The sequence below is a fragment of the Schaalia sp. ZJ405 genome (assembly GCF_011038885.2).
Lineage (GTDB): Bacteria > Actinomycetota > Actinomycetes > Actinomycetales > Actinomycetaceae > Pauljensenia.
Genome location: NZ_CP064952.1, coordinates 85,491 through 99,150, shown reverse-complemented (window position 1 = coordinate 99,150; position 13,660 = coordinate 85,491). Strand labels below are relative to the sequence as shown.

General features: G+C 59.3%; 14 protein-coding genes. 6 read left to right on the top strand and 8 right to left on the bottom strand.

Annotated elements, in window-relative coordinates:
- Positions 1 to 147: 147 nt before the first annotated feature.
- Positions 148 to 1,269: an IS1249 family transposase gene (locus tag G7Y41_RS00395; protein WP_165315542.1), complete on the top strand. Its 1,122-nt coding sequence runs from the start codon at positions 148 to 150 to the stop codon at positions 1,267 to 1,269.
- 331 nt (positions 1,270 to 1,600) lie between these two features.
- Here G7Y41_RS00395 and G7Y41_RS00390 read toward each other — a convergent pair whose 3' ends face one another.
- Both G7Y41_RS00390 and G7Y41_RS00385 read right to left on the bottom strand, forming a co-directional pair.
- Positions 1,601 to 2,017, bottom strand: a complete 417-nt coding sequence (locus G7Y41_RS00390; protein WP_165315462.1) for an Rv3654c family TadE-like protein — start codon at positions 2,015 to 2,017, stop codon at positions 1,601 to 1,603.
- A complete protein-coding gene (locus G7Y41_RS00385; RefSeq protein ID WP_231367312.1) occupies positions 2,014 to 2,301 on the bottom strand; it encodes a hypothetical protein in 288 nt (95 codons plus the stop codon). Before G7Y41_RS00385 ends, G7Y41_RS00390 begins: the two co-directional genes overlap by 4 nt.
- On the opposite strand from G7Y41_RS00385, the gene G7Y41_RS09990 reads away from it, so the two are divergent.
- Entirely contained in the window at positions 2,288 to 2,428 is a 141-nt protein-coding gene (locus tag G7Y41_RS09990; RefSeq protein ID WP_231367311.1) for a hypothetical protein, read from the top strand. The two genes, G7Y41_RS00385 and G7Y41_RS09990, sit on opposite strands and share 14 nt — an antisense overlap.
- Positions 2,429 to 2,546: 118 nt before the next feature.
- Here the strand turns inward: G7Y41_RS09990 and G7Y41_RS00380 are convergent, their stop codons facing one another.
- From G7Y41_RS00380 to G7Y41_RS00365, 4 genes are all read right to left on the bottom strand, one after another.
- Positions 2,547 to 2,789 carry a DUF4244 domain-containing protein gene (locus tag G7Y41_RS00380; RefSeq protein ID WP_165217782.1) on the bottom strand — a complete coding sequence of 81 codons (243 nt, stop codon included), beginning with the start codon at positions 2,787 to 2,789 and terminating at the stop codon, positions 2,547 to 2,549.
- A 152-nt stretch (positions 2,790 to 2,941) separates the two neighbouring features.
- Positions 2,942 to 4,162: a hypothetical protein gene (locus tag G7Y41_RS00375; RefSeq protein WP_165315464.1), complete on the bottom strand. Its 1,221-nt coding sequence runs from the start codon at positions 4,160 to 4,162 to the stop codon at positions 2,942 to 2,944.
- Positions 4,146 to 5,414 (bottom strand): TadA family conjugal transfer-associated ATPase, encoded by a 1,269-nt coding sequence (locus G7Y41_RS00370; protein WP_231367309.1) that lies wholly within the window; start codon positions 5,412 to 5,414, stop codon positions 4,146 to 4,148. Before G7Y41_RS00370 ends, G7Y41_RS00375 begins: the two co-directional genes overlap by 17 nt.
- Entirely contained in the window at positions 5,411 to 6,610 is a 1,200-nt protein-coding gene (locus G7Y41_RS00365; RefSeq protein WP_165315465.1) for a CpaE/TadZ family protein, read from the bottom strand. Before G7Y41_RS00365 ends, G7Y41_RS00370 begins: the two co-directional genes overlap by 4 nt.
- 157 nt (positions 6,611 to 6,767) lie before the next feature.
- Here G7Y41_RS00365 and G7Y41_RS00360 point away from each other — a divergent pair, with 157 nt between their 5' ends.
- Positions 6,768 to 7,607, top strand: a complete 840-nt coding sequence (locus G7Y41_RS00360) for an HAD family hydrolase (protein ID WP_165315466.1) — start codon at positions 6,768 to 6,770, stop codon at positions 7,605 to 7,607.
- A 93-nt stretch (positions 7,608 to 7,700) separates the two neighbouring features.
- On the opposite strand, the gene G7Y41_RS00355 is transcribed toward G7Y41_RS00360, so the two are convergent.
- Positions 7,701 to 8,252 carry a TetR/AcrR family transcriptional regulator gene (locus tag G7Y41_RS00355; RefSeq protein ID WP_165216835.1) on the bottom strand — a complete coding sequence of 184 codons (552 nt, stop codon included), beginning with the start codon at positions 8,250 to 8,252 and terminating at the stop codon, positions 7,701 to 7,703.
- Between the two features lie 86 nt (positions 8,253 to 8,338).
- Here G7Y41_RS00355 and G7Y41_RS00350 point away from each other — a divergent pair, with 86 nt between their 5' ends.
- Complete coding sequence (locus G7Y41_RS00350) at positions 8,339 to 9,883, top strand: MFS transporter (protein WP_196819520.1); 1,545 nt, start codon at positions 8,339 to 8,341, stop codon at positions 9,881 to 9,883.
- Here the strand turns inward: G7Y41_RS00350 and G7Y41_RS00345 are convergent.
- Positions 9,853 to 10,749 carry a hypothetical protein gene (locus G7Y41_RS00345; protein ID WP_165315467.1) on the bottom strand — a complete coding sequence of 299 codons (897 nt, stop codon included), beginning with the start codon at positions 10,747 to 10,749 and terminating at the stop codon, positions 9,853 to 9,855. The two genes, G7Y41_RS00350 and G7Y41_RS00345, sit on opposite strands and share 31 nt — an antisense overlap.
- A gap of 125 nt (positions 10,750 to 10,874) precedes the next feature.
- Between G7Y41_RS00345 and G7Y41_RS00340 the strand changes: the two genes are divergently transcribed.
- Both G7Y41_RS00340 and G7Y41_RS00335 read left to right on the top strand, forming a co-directional pair.
- On the top strand, positions 10,875 to 11,960 hold the full coding sequence (locus tag G7Y41_RS00340; RefSeq protein ID WP_165315468.1) for a hypothetical protein: 1,086 nt from the start codon (positions 10,875 to 10,877) through the stop codon (positions 11,958 to 11,960).
- 145 nt (positions 11,961 to 12,105) lie between these two features.
- Positions 12,106 to 13,572: a hypothetical protein gene (locus tag G7Y41_RS00335; protein WP_165315469.1), complete on the top strand. Its 1,467-nt coding sequence runs from the start codon at positions 12,106 to 12,108 to the stop codon at positions 13,570 to 13,572.
- Positions 13,573 to 13,660: the final 88 nt, after the last annotated feature.

Sequence of the window (13,660 nt, the reverse complement as noted above, 5' to 3'; positions counted from 1 at the left end):
TTGTTTTTCGTTGGTATGGCGGGGGAAAGTCGGTGTTGAACTCGTTTTGGGTTGACTTTTTGGTTGGCCATTTCGTGTTGGTTTTATCCTGGTTTTTTATTGATATTACGGGGCAAATTCGGTGTTGGAGTCGGCTTGGATTGGGGGATGGGAAATCCTCGATGCAAGATCTGTGGTGGCGTAACGCAAAAATGGGGTTCAACGCAAGCTGGTAGGCCACGATTTCGGTGTCGGATGTGCAGGGCAAGCCAGTCGCGGAGTAGTGACGTTCGGGCCCGTGATTTCGCAGCGTTCTTGGACTTTGTTACGGGTAAGTACACTCTGGCTGATCACGGTGGACAGGCTCGTACACTGCGGCGGCGTAACGAGCCGTTTTGGTGTTTGTGGCCAGTTTCTCCACTGGTTGATGAGGTTTGTCATGTGGTGTTTGTTGACGGGATCTATCTGTCCCACAAGCTCGTGATCCTGATCGCTTGCTCCAAGACGCACGTGCTGGGCTGGTATGTGGCCAAGGGTGAAACCACCCGTGCTTGGCAAGGGCTCATGGCTCGTATTGCCCCGCCTGATGTTGTCGTGTGTGATGGTGGGCAAGGCATCGCCAGTGCTGTCGCCGCTACTTGGCCTGGAACCCGGATTCAACGCTGCACGTTTCATGCTTTTAACGCGGTCAAGCGTAAGACCACGACCCGGCCTCGCACCCAGGCAGGGGTCGATCTTTACGCTATCGCTAAATCCTTGCTATACATCGACACCTTCACCCAAGCTGTGGAATGGATGAGCCAGTTGGTCGACTGGAACAGCACGTATCACAGGTTCCTGGCTCAGCGCACCCGCCTACCTAACGGCCGGTGGGTTCCCACCCACGCCCGGTTGATCCAGGCGAAGAACTCGCTGAACACGCTGGTCAAGAAAGGCACTCTGTTTACCTATCTTGACCCCAGACTCCATGTCGATGCTGATCCCATCCCAGCGACCTCGAATCTGATCGAGGGAGGGATTAACGCCCAACTGAGGGCCTTGCTGCGTGTTCATCGGGGGATGAGCCTTGATCACCAAGTCAAAACCGCCTTGTGGTGGTGCTACCTGCACACCGAATATCCCGGCACACCAGCCCACATCCTCAGGTCCACGATCACCGACCAACAGATCATCAACCTGTTCGAAACCACCAGACACCGAGCAAACGCACAAACCCAAATCGAACACTGGGGCACCGGCGTTAACTGGACCGACTTCCACCACAACGGAACCTGGCACGAAACCTACTAACACAAAACCAACACGTTTTGGCCAATAACCCCCTATAGGCGTACGAAGACGACTTATTGGCCAAAGCGTGGCCTATAGGCGTACGAGCCTAAGACTTAGGCCAATAGGCCAGAAACCACGAGGGGCCAGCCAAACGGCCGGCCCCTCATAGCATCCCATCAACACAGTGCGAGTCTTCCCGATGCATCCCTTTCACGACTGCCGATCCTGATGATCGGCTACGTCTGTTCCTTTGATGACCTTCAAGGTATCAGCCTCTCCTTGAGAAACCATTGAACGAACCTGAGAGTTCCCTGAGAATAATGATGTTTCCTGACATCAAAACCACTGATCAGCCGGATACTTCGGGATTCTCTTCACTGGTTGGTGAACTGGGACCGGCACGCACCCGACCCGTAATCGACACAGGCCAACCGAGCACAAACACGGAATCTTCCACGACAACTCGCGTATCGTGAGCCACAACCTCACAAGACGAGAGCCTCAGCCCATTGGCCTCAGTAACCTCACGGGCTGCCGAGCACGGACGATCCCCGACGTCCTCCCACTGAGCAACGGCGGAAACATCCGCTCCCGCGAGCGCTGCAACATCCGCCACGGCCTGAAGACGACAGTGATGTGCGTGGACCATCCCGACGATTAGGCACACCCCCGCGAGGACTGTTGCGAGCGCAACAACTCCCACAGTAAGTATCGTGCCGGACCCTTGGTCGTCATGTCCGATCACTTCCACTTCTTCGCGAATCATGGAACTCCTGACTCCACGACGGTTGAAACTTCACAGGTGATCGTCGGATGAACAAGTCCGGTGATTCCGTTAATCGGCGCTTCACCACTTACCGTGACCCACCGGTTAGAGCGGTGAATGTCAATGACGACGTGACCTCTCCCCTGAACTGAGAATGCCTGCTGAGCCTGAGCTACCGGGTCGCGGTCTCCGGTTGAAGCCGCACGTGCCGCCACACCTACCGCATGGCAGAGATGGGATCGCGTAACCCCGATGGCAGACACTGAGACGATGAGTGCAACCATCGCGACAACAGCGAAGAAGCCGACTGCCAACTCGACCGTTACTGCTCCCTCATCGAAGGCGCAATGGCGGGGCCTGGGCCTCGTTGGTTCGATCAGTGATTCTCTTCCTCTTTTCACAACGCGGTAGCTGTTTCCCACACTGACTCGGCGTAGCGGCATCACATCTGCGGATTCAGATCGCACACCGCGTGGCCCTGTTGCGAGGGTTCCCCGCCGGGTAAGCGGGGAACCCAGGGATCGATCATTCACAGCGAGAGCGCCGTCTGAATGATTCCCTCAATGAGGCCCTTGACTGCTCCGGACTTGAGGATGACAACAAGCAGCCCCGCGAATCCCGCCGCAGCAACCACACCAATTGAATACTCAACCGTTGTTGACCCTTCCTCTGCGTCACGAACACGACCACGTGCGCAACCCCATTCACGATCACACCGACGAATGATGTCGCCGTTGCCGCAGCCAAAGATGCGTGAAACAACGCTATTCATGAAATGCATGATGACCTCCCTCATCAATCCCAGACCTTCTGGGACTTTGAGGATCCCCGAATCACCATCGCGAATCCACGTGAATGCGTGGGCCTGTGGATGACGTGGCCTCGTTACCGCACCTGTGGATTACCGGACCGAAAACCCCTTTCCTACAGGAAGCCTCCGAATCCTTCACGACCGAAATACACAACCAACGGCACAACACCTAAAAGAACAAACGCAGGCAGGAGAAGACCCGCCAGCGGCATTGCAAGACGAACACCCAGTTCCTCCGCGCGAGTACGTGCCTGAGTGATTCGACGGCATCGGATTTGATGCGCCGCGCGACGCAGCAGCGGAATCGGCGAAGTCCCGTCATTCCACGCGGATCGAAGCGATTCATAAAGAACCCTCTGCGGTCCCACACATTCTTCCCAAGCCCTCTCCCAATCAACCCCTAGTGTGAGTTCCTTCCCTGTCCTGGCCAGTACATCCGATCCGATGGCCACACCTATCGCCGAGCACGTTGCCGGAATGGAAGCTCCCGACTCCAAGCCCGCCACCGCAAGATCACACAGAATTGCCTGGTCGACGTCCTCGTCACCAGACAATGCTTTCCTCAACATTCGGCGCGACACGACGTGACCAGCAATGAAACACGCAGCACCGACACATCCACCAACCGTTCCCAGGCCTCCTGACGTGAGCATTCCCAGCGGATCGGCTCCCAACATCACAGCAACTCCGATTCCACCAAGCGGAAGAGCGGAAAGAATCCGAGCCGACGCACGAGGCCCCGAACCAGCGATCCGTCGAGCCTCCTCGGCCTGCTCTGACTCGTCAATACCATCGGCAATCGCGTCGAGAACATCCGCGAGCGGCGCACCCAACTGTCCAGTCAGACTGCATGCAGCAACCAGTCCCCTCGCTGCCCGAATCCTGGCCCGACCCGCATATGTGCGCCCTCGCCACCAGCGAATCACCTGCGCGGGGCCACGGATGTCGCGCGCACGCATTTTCCTCGCATCATCACGTACAACGTGGGGTACTCCCATCTCATCAACGCCTGAAAACTCCCGCCCATCACCGCGATCAGCCCACGTCCTCGCCCACGCCTGAGTAACAGGGGCTCCGGCCCGCAAGCGTGCAGACACCTCAGCAACCATGAGGGCCAAGTCAGCCCCTTCGACTCCCCACGAATACGCCCGCTGACTCATTCTCTTTCCCGGCTGCTCAACGTAAGATGCCGACTCGTCCTCGTTACCGCAACGCGGCACGGAACGAATCAGACGCTGCGCACGAAACACCACGTCACCTGCGCAGATAACGAAGAGGACAAGGACAGTGCTTCCCGCGCATATCGGGGCCAGCGCATCAGCGAGAATGCTCATCGGCCACCTCCCCGCAGGAACTCGGAACCGGCGATGACGAGGGCGACGACGGCGGCAATACCCCCTCGCTACAGGAACCCGGAACCGGCTCCGAGAGGAACAATGCGGCAAAACGTGGCCAGTCAAGTCCACAGGTTTCAGTCCCATCGGAACTGACGTCGAGGACCGGCGAACAGATGAGCCGGTCACCATCACGCCGAAACACCCCCACCTGCGCAACCCACCGACCGGGACCCGACTCACCCGAGCGCAGGGCACGGCGCTCCAGGTGCACGACCGCGTTGAAAGCAGCAACCGCCTGCGCAGTCACCTCCGATTCCCTCATTCCCGCGAGCGCCCCCAAAGCCAGGAGTCGCGCGGGCACATCCTGGGCACTATTCGCATGAATCGTTGCCCATCCGCCCTGATGTCCCGTGTTCAGAGCCGTCATGACATCACGCACCTCCGGTCCGCGACATTCCCCCAGTACAAGACGATCCGGTCGCATCCGCATGGCCGCTCGGACAAGATCGGACAGGGTGACCGCTCCGAGACCTTGAACATTTGCTCGACGTTCGCAGAGGTGAACGACGTGCGGGTGAACGGGATGCAACTCGCTGACCTCTTCGATGCACAGGATGCGTTGATCCGCAGGAACCAACGCCAGAAGCGCCGACAAAAGAGTGGTTTTCCCCGACCCGGTTGCCCCCGAAATCACCACATTAGCGCGGCGAGCAACAAGACCCCGAAGCACGCGAGCAACTCGGGGTGTGCAGCTTCCCGCCCGTTCCAACTGGTCAATACTCAGGTCAACTCGCCCGGACACGCGCAAAGAAATCACAGTTCCCGAGGACGACAGGGGCGGAAGGACCGCATGGAGGCGAATCCCACCGGGAAGCGTTCCGTCAACAATCGGACTGGCATCGTCCAGACGATTTCCGCACGCCGCGGCCATATGGATCGCCAGGCGTTTCACGTCACGCTCATCGCCGATGTCAACTACCGATCGTTCAAGTCCCCGACCCCGATCAACCCACACCTGCGTGGAGTTGATCAGAACATCCGTGACAGTCGGATCGGTAAAAATGTGCGCAATCTTCGGCCCCAGGCCTTGAGAGATCGACCGTAAACGCACCAAAGACTGCGACATCTCAGCCAGCCCAGCTCCCGGCCGTGACCGAGAGTGCACAGCATGAGCGAGGGAGTTCTCCGCCGCGAGAACTCGCAGCATCCGGGCATCGTCCTCGTCAGTTCCCCTGCTCTGTCTCCTCATTCTTCCTCCCGTTTGTCCCCGGATTCGGCCTCGTCAATGAGGTCCCACAGTCGATGCATTCGCCGCCGCACACGTCCACGGGTTCTCCACGGCACGTCGGATTTTCTGTGACCCACAGCGGTAGCGTGTCCTGATCGGCTCAGTAACCGTGCGTGCGGGTGCGGGGCCACGCCGACCGCCTCGTTGATCACTGTGTCAATCAGCGGAAAAGGGTGACGGAGTGAATGCACGAGGACGAAGGGAATCCGAGGTGGGAAAAGCTGGTTGTGGGAGGCCAAGGATTGCAGCGAATCCTCGTCTCCCCAACCAACGAGCACAAGAACATCAGCGTTGTCTTTGTGAAACGTCCACGAATCCCGGTCCCAGCGTCCCGCGTCAATGATGATTCGGCGCGCAGGGCCGACGGCGGCCCTCGGCCTGCTTCCACGGTTCACTCCCGGATTTCTGCGAGAAAGCGGGCGTGTTTTTTCACCACCGACAACGGTGGTTCCACGCGTGAGCGCGCGAAGAACATGTCCCAGTCTCGGGTCCGCGCAATCCACTCCGCCGCGACCGCCGCCACTGAGCACAGGAACGCCTTCGACAACGGGGAAGGCCTCAGCCAGATCTGAGGGGAACATCCATTCATCGGGTTTCAGGTCCGCCCATGCGATACCGCGCCGAGACTGATGATCTGTGCTCGATCCGGAGGTTTCACCCGATGCGTCAAGAAGAATGGCCGCGCGCGATTGTGCGAGCAATCCGGCGAGCATTGATGTGCCCACACCTCCGTGCCAGCCAGCAACCATGACGGTGCGGCACCGGCCACTGACAGGTTCCTGAGCGAAATGCACGAGGATCTGCGCCAACTGTTCCTCTTCTCCTGGAAGATGGAGGTGTCCGCCCGGTCCGATGCGCACAACGGGAACACCGCCCGGGATGCCACCGGGGATGCCAGCATGAGCCCCTGCACTGTCGATGAGTGCCACCCGGATATTCGAATCATCAGGTTCGGCTGGTTTCAGTCCAACAAGTTCAAGGATCGGTACAACAAGCTGGCGATTGTGCGGGCTGAGCCCATGAATATCAGCGCATGGCTTGGGCGAGCACCCACCATTAAGGAACGGCGGTGCTTGCGCAGCGTCTTCGGTTGTCTGCCTCGTTCTTTCATCTCCACGAAACGAGGGCTTTTGACGAGGGTCCTTGATTTTTCCCATCCCCTCATGACACTGCGAATTATTCTGCTTGTCACCCCCTCAGCCTCAGCCTGTGGAAGACTGGACGGAACATGCACGCTGCGACGCTGCGCACCGCATCACCGATGTGCACCCCAGTGTCACCACCGATTGACAATCGACAACAGAAGGAACCGCGATGACCACGAACCACCCAGTACGCCGCGTCACTCGCGCTGCGTTCTTCGACTTGGATAAGACAATCCTGGCAACATCATCCTCGATGGCACTGCGCTCACCGTGCGTTTCCGCCGGAATCATTAGCCGACGTGAAGCACTGATCGGCGTCCTCATTCACCTGCCGTACCTCATCGGCGGGGCAGACGAACAGCGGATGGAACACATGGCAGAAGCGCTAGGTGCGCTGACCAAAGGCATGGACCCACACCAACTTGAGGACGTTGCCACGCAGTCGCTGCGCAGCTCCATCGACCCGGTGATCTACACGCAAGCCCTTGAGGAAATCTATGCGCGCCGCAACGCCGGCTACGCAATTGTCATTGCCTCCGCTTCCGTTGAGCAGCTAGTTCGACCGATTGCCCGGTTGCTCGGAGCTGACTTCGTCCTCGCCTCCATTGCCGACATTGACGAGGACGGACGCTTCGCCGGAACTCTCAGCTTGTATAACCAGGCCGAAGAAAAGGCGCGTTCATGCGAACGCCTTGCCAAACGCAACGGCTGGGAAATGTCCGATTGTGCGGCATTCTCGGACTCGGTGTCTGACGTTCCCCTGCTTGAAGCCGTTGGTGAGCCGCACGCCGTCAATCCTGATCGTGAACTGCGCAAAATCGCCGATGAACGCGGCTGGCCGATTCTTCGCTTCACGGACTACGCCCACATGCGTCCGTGGTGGCTGCGCCCCACGAAGAACGGGAAATCTATTCCGTCGATCCGGGCCGCCGCCATCGGTGTTGTCGGCGGTGTTGCCCTGACTTTCGCGCTCTCACAGGTTGTCCGCTCCGTGAGGCGAGGCCACTGAAAGGAGCGTCGACGCGGGTCGCGCTCAACCAACTTTCACCAACTATCACCCTGGGGGACCGCGCGAGCCGTAGGCAGCCTGGCACCCACGGCGCTAGGGGCACATTTTGAGAAGAATATCCCTGAGATGCCGGGCCTCCTCAGCTGTCTCCGCACCCCAGACATAGGCAATGGCACACCCTTCAGTTGCGCGCAGCACCAGGTGGAGAAGATCTGGATCCATACCGTCCGCTGCGAGATTCTTCGTCCACCAGGCCGAGTCCTCAGCAAGGACACCCTCAATCTGGGGAGCCGCCTCGACGGACGCCTTGAGCATCATGAAGAGCGCACATCCCCGAGCCGCTTGCTCGTCACCTCCGCATAAGGTTCGCACGTATGCTCGCAGAAGCTTTCCGGGGGTATTCTCGGCCAGGTCAACCTGCCGAAGCACCACCTCACGCAGGGATTGGCAGATTCTCTGAGTTGTTTCAAGGACGAGATCGTCTTTGGATGAAAAGTGGTGAAGCAGACCGGACTTCGACACGCCGGCAGCAGAGGCGACTTCACCCAGGGAGAAGGCCAGGCCCTTCGTGAGGATCAGGTGTTCCGTAGCGGTAAGGACTGCGGTGCGTGTCCGTTCGGTGTTGCGACTGCCAGATCGTGTCATCCCACCATGATAACCAACCGTACGTGTGAGTATTAACATTTACTCAAAACTATTTAACCGACCATTTGATCGGTACAGTAGATGTCATGTCCTCCACAGGAGATTCATCAACACCCCAGATTCCGCGAATGAACGCCCATCTTTGGGGAATCGTCAGTGTCTCAACTGTCGCAGTCATGCTTCTGGCGATCGACGGAACCGTTCTTTCTCTTGCCGTCCCACATCTCACTCAAGAACTGGCACCCACCTCAAGCGAAATCCTGTGGATCGGCGACATCTACTCCTTCACCCTCGCTGGGCTTCTCGTCATCATGGGGAATGTCGCGGATCGATTCGGCCGAAAGAAAGTCCTCCTCATCGGAGCACTAGGCTTCACCCTCGCTTCCACCCTTGCAGCATTCGCTCCTTCCGCAGAAATTCTCATCGCGGCGCGCGCACTCCAAGGCGCATTCGGCGCAACAATCATGCCCTCAACACTCTCAATCATTCGGGATTCCTTCCGCCAACCACAGATGCGCACCCGCGCCATTGCTATCTGGTCAATCGGCGCAACCGGAGGTGCCGCAGCTGGTCCCCTCGTTGGCGGCTTCCTGCTCGAACACTTCTGGTGGGGGTCCGTATTCCTCATCAATCTCCCCATCATGATGTTCCTCATCGCCGCCGCATTCCCGATTCTCCGCGAGTCCTACGGCGATCACACCGCCCCCATTGATCTCCTCTCAGCACTCATGTCAGTCGTCGCGGTCATTCCTGTGGTCTATTCGGTCAAGCACATCGCCCACGATGGACTCGACGCAAGCGCATGGGTGAGCGCACTCATCGGTATCACTGCTGGCATCATGTTCATCCGACGCCAGCGCCGTCTCACCCACCCATTGCTCGACGTTTCTCTCTTCGGAATCCCCGCATTCACGGGAGCAGTGCTATCGGTCACGATCTCAATTTTTGCTCTGGTTGGTCTACTGTTCTTCTTCTCCCAATACCTCCAGTTGGTATTGGGATACACACCCCTTCAGGCAGGTCTCTTCGAGCTCGCAGCTACCGCGGCTTCCATCGCAGCCAACCTTTGCGCAACCCGCCTCCTCATATTCATGGGACGAGGACGAGCTGTCTCCTTCGGTCTCGTCCTCATGGCTCTGGGAATGGGAATACTTGCATTGGCCGAAGGGAACGGCACGCTGTGGCTGCTGATCTGTGCGATCGGCATCCTGGGTTTCGGCTCGGGAGTCGCGATGCCTCTAGCAACGGACGCGGTCGTCTCCTCAGCTCCTATCGAACGTGCGGGCGCAGCCTCTGGAGTGTCCGAGACCGCTTACGAGTTAGGCTCCGCCCTAGGAATCGCCATTCTGGGCTCACTCCAGGCATCGCTCTACCGATCATCCCTCGACATCCCCACGTCGCTAGAACCCGACCTCGTTACCGGAATTCGTCAGTCACTGGCTCAGGCACTAGCAAGTCTCGACATGTCAGACCCCACGCAGGCCGCTATCGCACAGAGCGCGCGCGAAGCATTCACTCACGGAATGCAACTGACAGCCACAGCTGCCGCAGCGATCATCATCCTCGGTGCCGCGATCGCACTCACGGTCATACCTTCACGTCACGAGGACGCAGACAGCTTTCCGGCCTGAATATGACGAGCAATGTCAATCCCCACGTCACATCCGTATTCCACCGACTGCGCAACGTGGATGAGCCAGCGAGCAAGTCCGTCCTCGTCCCCCATGACCCATCCCGCGAGGGCGCGACTTGCCTGAGCCTGATCGAGGGCATCGGCGGCAGTGAGAACCGCGACCCCACTCGGATCGATTCCGCGACTGACAAGCACCCACCGGGCAAGTGCGGCCCCAACGGCCGCGGATGCCGGTGTGAAAACGTCCCGGATGCGGAAGTGGGCGATCAGTCCCGCAGCGCACGCGAGAGCGGAAAGGTCGGCGTGCAGGAGGTTCATCGCGTAGGAAATCGCGTGCGGATCTTGAGGAATCGCGCTTAAACGAGCATCAACGTGCCCTTCTTCCACAAGTTTTGACGTGATATCACGATGAATGGTGGCGATCAGCGCAGCAAGGGGACGGGGCGCGCGACGTACCGGTGTACGGGTGTTCATCGGGTCGAACGACGAGGCAAGGTTCCATTGAGACCGCCAAATCCCTACGGCCAGTGCGTGCGCAGGATCGAGGTGTCGGGACCCCTGTCGTTCACCTTCTGTCATGCCGTTTTCATCGGCCACGTGATCAGGGGATTCTCCGTTCGGTGTCATTGATAGCAGGCGAAGATCGTCAACGGTGATGCGGATGCCCTCGCACATTGCCAACGCGGTTGCTTCCCGCACGCCAGCTTCGGCTCGGGCTTCTTCCCATCGCCGACGAAGCCCCTCGTGGAACCGCAATTCGGCGAGCTTGACGTGGGCTTTGTCGATCGCCTCGCGCACGTCCTTTCGCTGGGAGGCGGCTCGCAGGACATTCAGGTCAGGGTTCACCACAGCGTCAATTGCCACGACTCACAGCCTAGGGCCTCACTCGCCAAGATGCGTCCTGGCTCAGTCACCTTTCCCGCTGAAAGTTTTCCACAGGGAGTGGCGATGCCTACGGCAGATGAGAGGAGCTGTGGCACTCTGTACATATGACGAAAAGCGCTTTCATTCAGACTCCACGATTCCGCTCGGGGATTTTTGCGCTGGTGTTCGCGCCCATCGCATTGATCCTCATGGGGTCATCAATGGCTGACATTCAGACGCAGACAGCAATGGGGCAACCTCTGGCGTCCGTTGAAGGCATGATCGGTGTGGCATTGTCGTCGTCCCTCCTTGCCCTGGTGTCCATCAACTGCGATATTTCCGCAGCCGGCATGGCCGTGACATGCCTGATGTCAATCCCCATCGGCTTACTTCAACTCTCCGGTTTTCTCTCAGTTCCCGTTCTCATGGCCTCACGAATGGGACCGGCGGACATGAACGCCGCGATGCTGTGGAACTTCTACCCCGTGTGCGTCACCCTCATCACAGCTGGGGCAACCGCGTCTCTCACGCTTGTCCGCCCTTCACCATCCCTCGATCAGACCCAGCGCCTCGTCCCCTCGTCCCATCGTCACGCATGGGCCGCATCGATCTCGCTCCCCGCCTGCGCGAGCGTGCTCCTCATCCTCATCGACATGGCACCCGCAGATTCGTCTCAAGTCGGGGCGTCAGGGCTCGCCGGCATCCTTTTTGGCTACACCCTCAGACCCTTCGCCGGGCTCATCGTTGGACTACTGCTCGCTATCACAGCATTCGTCACCCATTGGTCACTGACCGGACCTCAGTTCGCCGGATGGGCTGTGCTGATCCTCCCGTCCTACCTTCTTGAACCCCTCTGGGCATCCCTCACGGGTCGCGTTGTCACCCCGGGAGCGTCAACACTCACGCAGATCGCTCTGGCAGCTCCCGTAGCTGCTTCGCTCGGTCTCGTCCTGACAACAACAACAATCGGCGTCTATTGGGCGCGTAAAACTGACGTCGTTGAGTCTCCTCTCGACACCGGCGCCGAGTTCGCTCCACATGAGGGCCAGGCGGGTGGCCCCCTAAGCCCGGTCGCCCCACATCACCCGTCCACTGCGAACGAGGACGAGGCGGCTTCTCCCACAACGGGGAACACACACGCCCGCACGCCGACTGTCCCTCAGAACACATCGACTCCGCAGGAACATCTCCCTACCTCCTCAGACACATGAGAATCCCTCACGCACCGGCATGCGCCCGACGATCATTCACCCAGTACACCTGCGACATAGTTCTCAGATTCAAGGCCTGCCGGAGGAAAAGAGCCACCTACTCATCTTCACCAACTATCGTGTGGCCACAAGCAGGAGGATGAGCATGTCAGATCACGAATTCGACGACCGCAACGCGTCACCGGACACCCAGAACACCGACGACCTTTCCACGCCCACCGAGGATGCCGTCGCCGAAACCACTCCCGAGCCTCACACCGACACCGACTCACATCTGGAGGAAGGTGCGCAGACGGGAGAAGAGACGCCGCGCGAACCCGCCGACGATGCCCTCGATGAAGCCGAGCACACACCCGAAGATGCGGCCTCGTCCTCGTCAATGGCCAGCGATGCGCAAACACCTGCGCAACCATCGGAAGACACTGAGAGCCCTGCGTCCACGCAGATGTGGGCAGCGGCCAGGGACCGCACACGCGTCCTCACCGGCGAAGAGGTTGAACTGCCCGGAGAGGAAACCGACGTTGAAGACATCGTCGGGGAGGCGCACACGCTCAAAACCTCACAGATCGAACCCGTGACGATTGGCGCTCACACAACAACGATCCCCGTGATCAGCGAATCCGACGACTCAGATGCAGATTCCACGGATGCACCGGAAATCCTGCCCAACGCCGATGCGTCCTCGTCCCCTCAAACGCTGCAATCGGATGACACAACCGCACCATCCACAAAGCATCCCTCACTGCTGTGGGCAGACACGACGGAAGACTCTACGCCAGAACCCACCACTGAGCCCGACAATACTGAAACGGCACACACTGGCGCAGCTCCTGGACTGACTAACGACGCCCACGACACCTCTGCGCAGACCGCGCACCCCGAAGACACAACAATCCGCCGCCGGTCCCTGATGACCGCAGCCGACGACATCGAAGAGACGCAAGAAGCGGCGTGGAAGCCGCGTGATGGCGCCCAAGAACGCGCAATTCTTCAGTCGACACCCGGGTCACTTGACGACGCGATCTTCTCCGGCGCAACCGTTGTTGCCGAAGTTCCCTCGCGGGCAGGGGCTCACTGGCTGAGTTTCTTCGCGTTCCTCCTGCTCAGCCCCGTTGCGTGGTACCTCCTCGGAGATGCCGGAGCGCGAATGACGCTGCTGGACAACTCCCCCATGAACACCGGCGCGTTGAACTTCCTTGCCCTGGGTGAACTCGTTGGCGCGCTTGTCGTCGTGCTCCTCCTCTTCGTGCTCGGCCGACGTTCCTCACTGGGCGCGTGGATCAGCGGTGTCCTGTGGACAATCGCGGGCATCCCGTGGATCGTTATCCCCGCTCTCACCGCGACAACCCTCAATCCGTTGCTGACGCGGATGTTTGCGGCATCAAGTTTCACCGGGAACATCGCTCACCACCTCCAGGCCTCCGGCTACTCCGGGCGAATGCTTTTCCTCGGGATCGCCCTCATCGGCCTTGGATACGTGTCCCATTCAGCGCGTCGCGTTGGACGCAGCGAAGAGGTTCTGCGGGCCGAGGTCGAAAAGGTCAACCCCGTGGGCGCATACTTCACACGTCGTGAACGCCGACGTGCCGAAAAGCAGGCCGGACTGCGCTGAGGAAAATTCGTGGGAATTCGTGCGGAATACCCCGAGAATGAGCAAGATCACGACTAATAGAGGCATAATGGATGTGATTCACGGTATG

Excerpts from the sequence above, each read along its gene's own strand:
- G7Y41_RS00395 (WP_165315542.1), top strand. The coding sequence starts at position 148 with ATGGGAAATCCTCGATGCAAGATCTGTGGTGGCGTAACGCAAAAATGG.
- G7Y41_RS00390 (WP_165315462.1), bottom strand. The coding sequence starts at position 2,017 with ATGATTCGCGAAGAAGTGGAAGTGATCGGACATGACGACCAAGGGTCC.
- G7Y41_RS09990 (WP_231367311.1), top strand. The coding sequence starts at position 2,288 with ATGAGTGCAACCATCGCGACAACAGCGAAGAAGCCGACTGCCAACTCG.
- G7Y41_RS00385 (WP_231367312.1), bottom strand. The coding sequence starts at position 2,301 with ATGGTTGCACTCATCGTCTCAGTGTCTGCCATCGGGGTTACGCGATCC.
- G7Y41_RS00380 (WP_165217782.1), bottom strand. The coding sequence starts at position 2,789 with ATGAATAGCGTTGTTTCACGCATCTTTGGCTGCGGCAACGGCGACATC.
- G7Y41_RS00375 (WP_165315464.1), bottom strand. The coding sequence starts at position 4,162 with ATGAGCATTCTCGCTGATGCGCTGGCCCCGATATGCGCGGGAAGCACT.
- G7Y41_RS00370 (WP_231367309.1), bottom strand. The coding sequence starts at position 5,414 with ATGAGGAGACAGAGCAGGGGAACTGACGAGGACGATGCCCGGATGCTG.
- G7Y41_RS00365 (WP_165315465.1), bottom strand. The coding sequence starts at position 6,610 with ATGGGAAAAATCAAGGACCCTCGTCAAAAGCCCTCGTTTCGTGGAGAT.
- G7Y41_RS00360 (WP_165315466.1), top strand. The coding sequence starts at position 6,768 with ATGACCACGAACCACCCAGTACGCCGCGTCACTCGCGCTGCGTTCTTC.
- G7Y41_RS00355 (WP_165216835.1), bottom strand. The coding sequence starts at position 8,252 with ATGACACGATCTGGCAGTCGCAACACCGAACGGACACGCACCGCAGTC.
- G7Y41_RS00350 (WP_196819520.1), top strand. The coding sequence starts at position 8,339 with ATGTCCTCCACAGGAGATTCATCAACACCCCAGATTCCGCGAATGAAC.
- G7Y41_RS00340 (WP_165315468.1), top strand. The coding sequence starts at position 10,875 with ATGACGAAAAGCGCTTTCATTCAGACTCCACGATTCCGCTCGGGGATT.
- G7Y41_RS00335 (WP_165315469.1), top strand. The coding sequence starts at position 12,106 with ATGTCAGATCACGAATTCGACGACCGCAACGCGTCACCGGACACCCAG.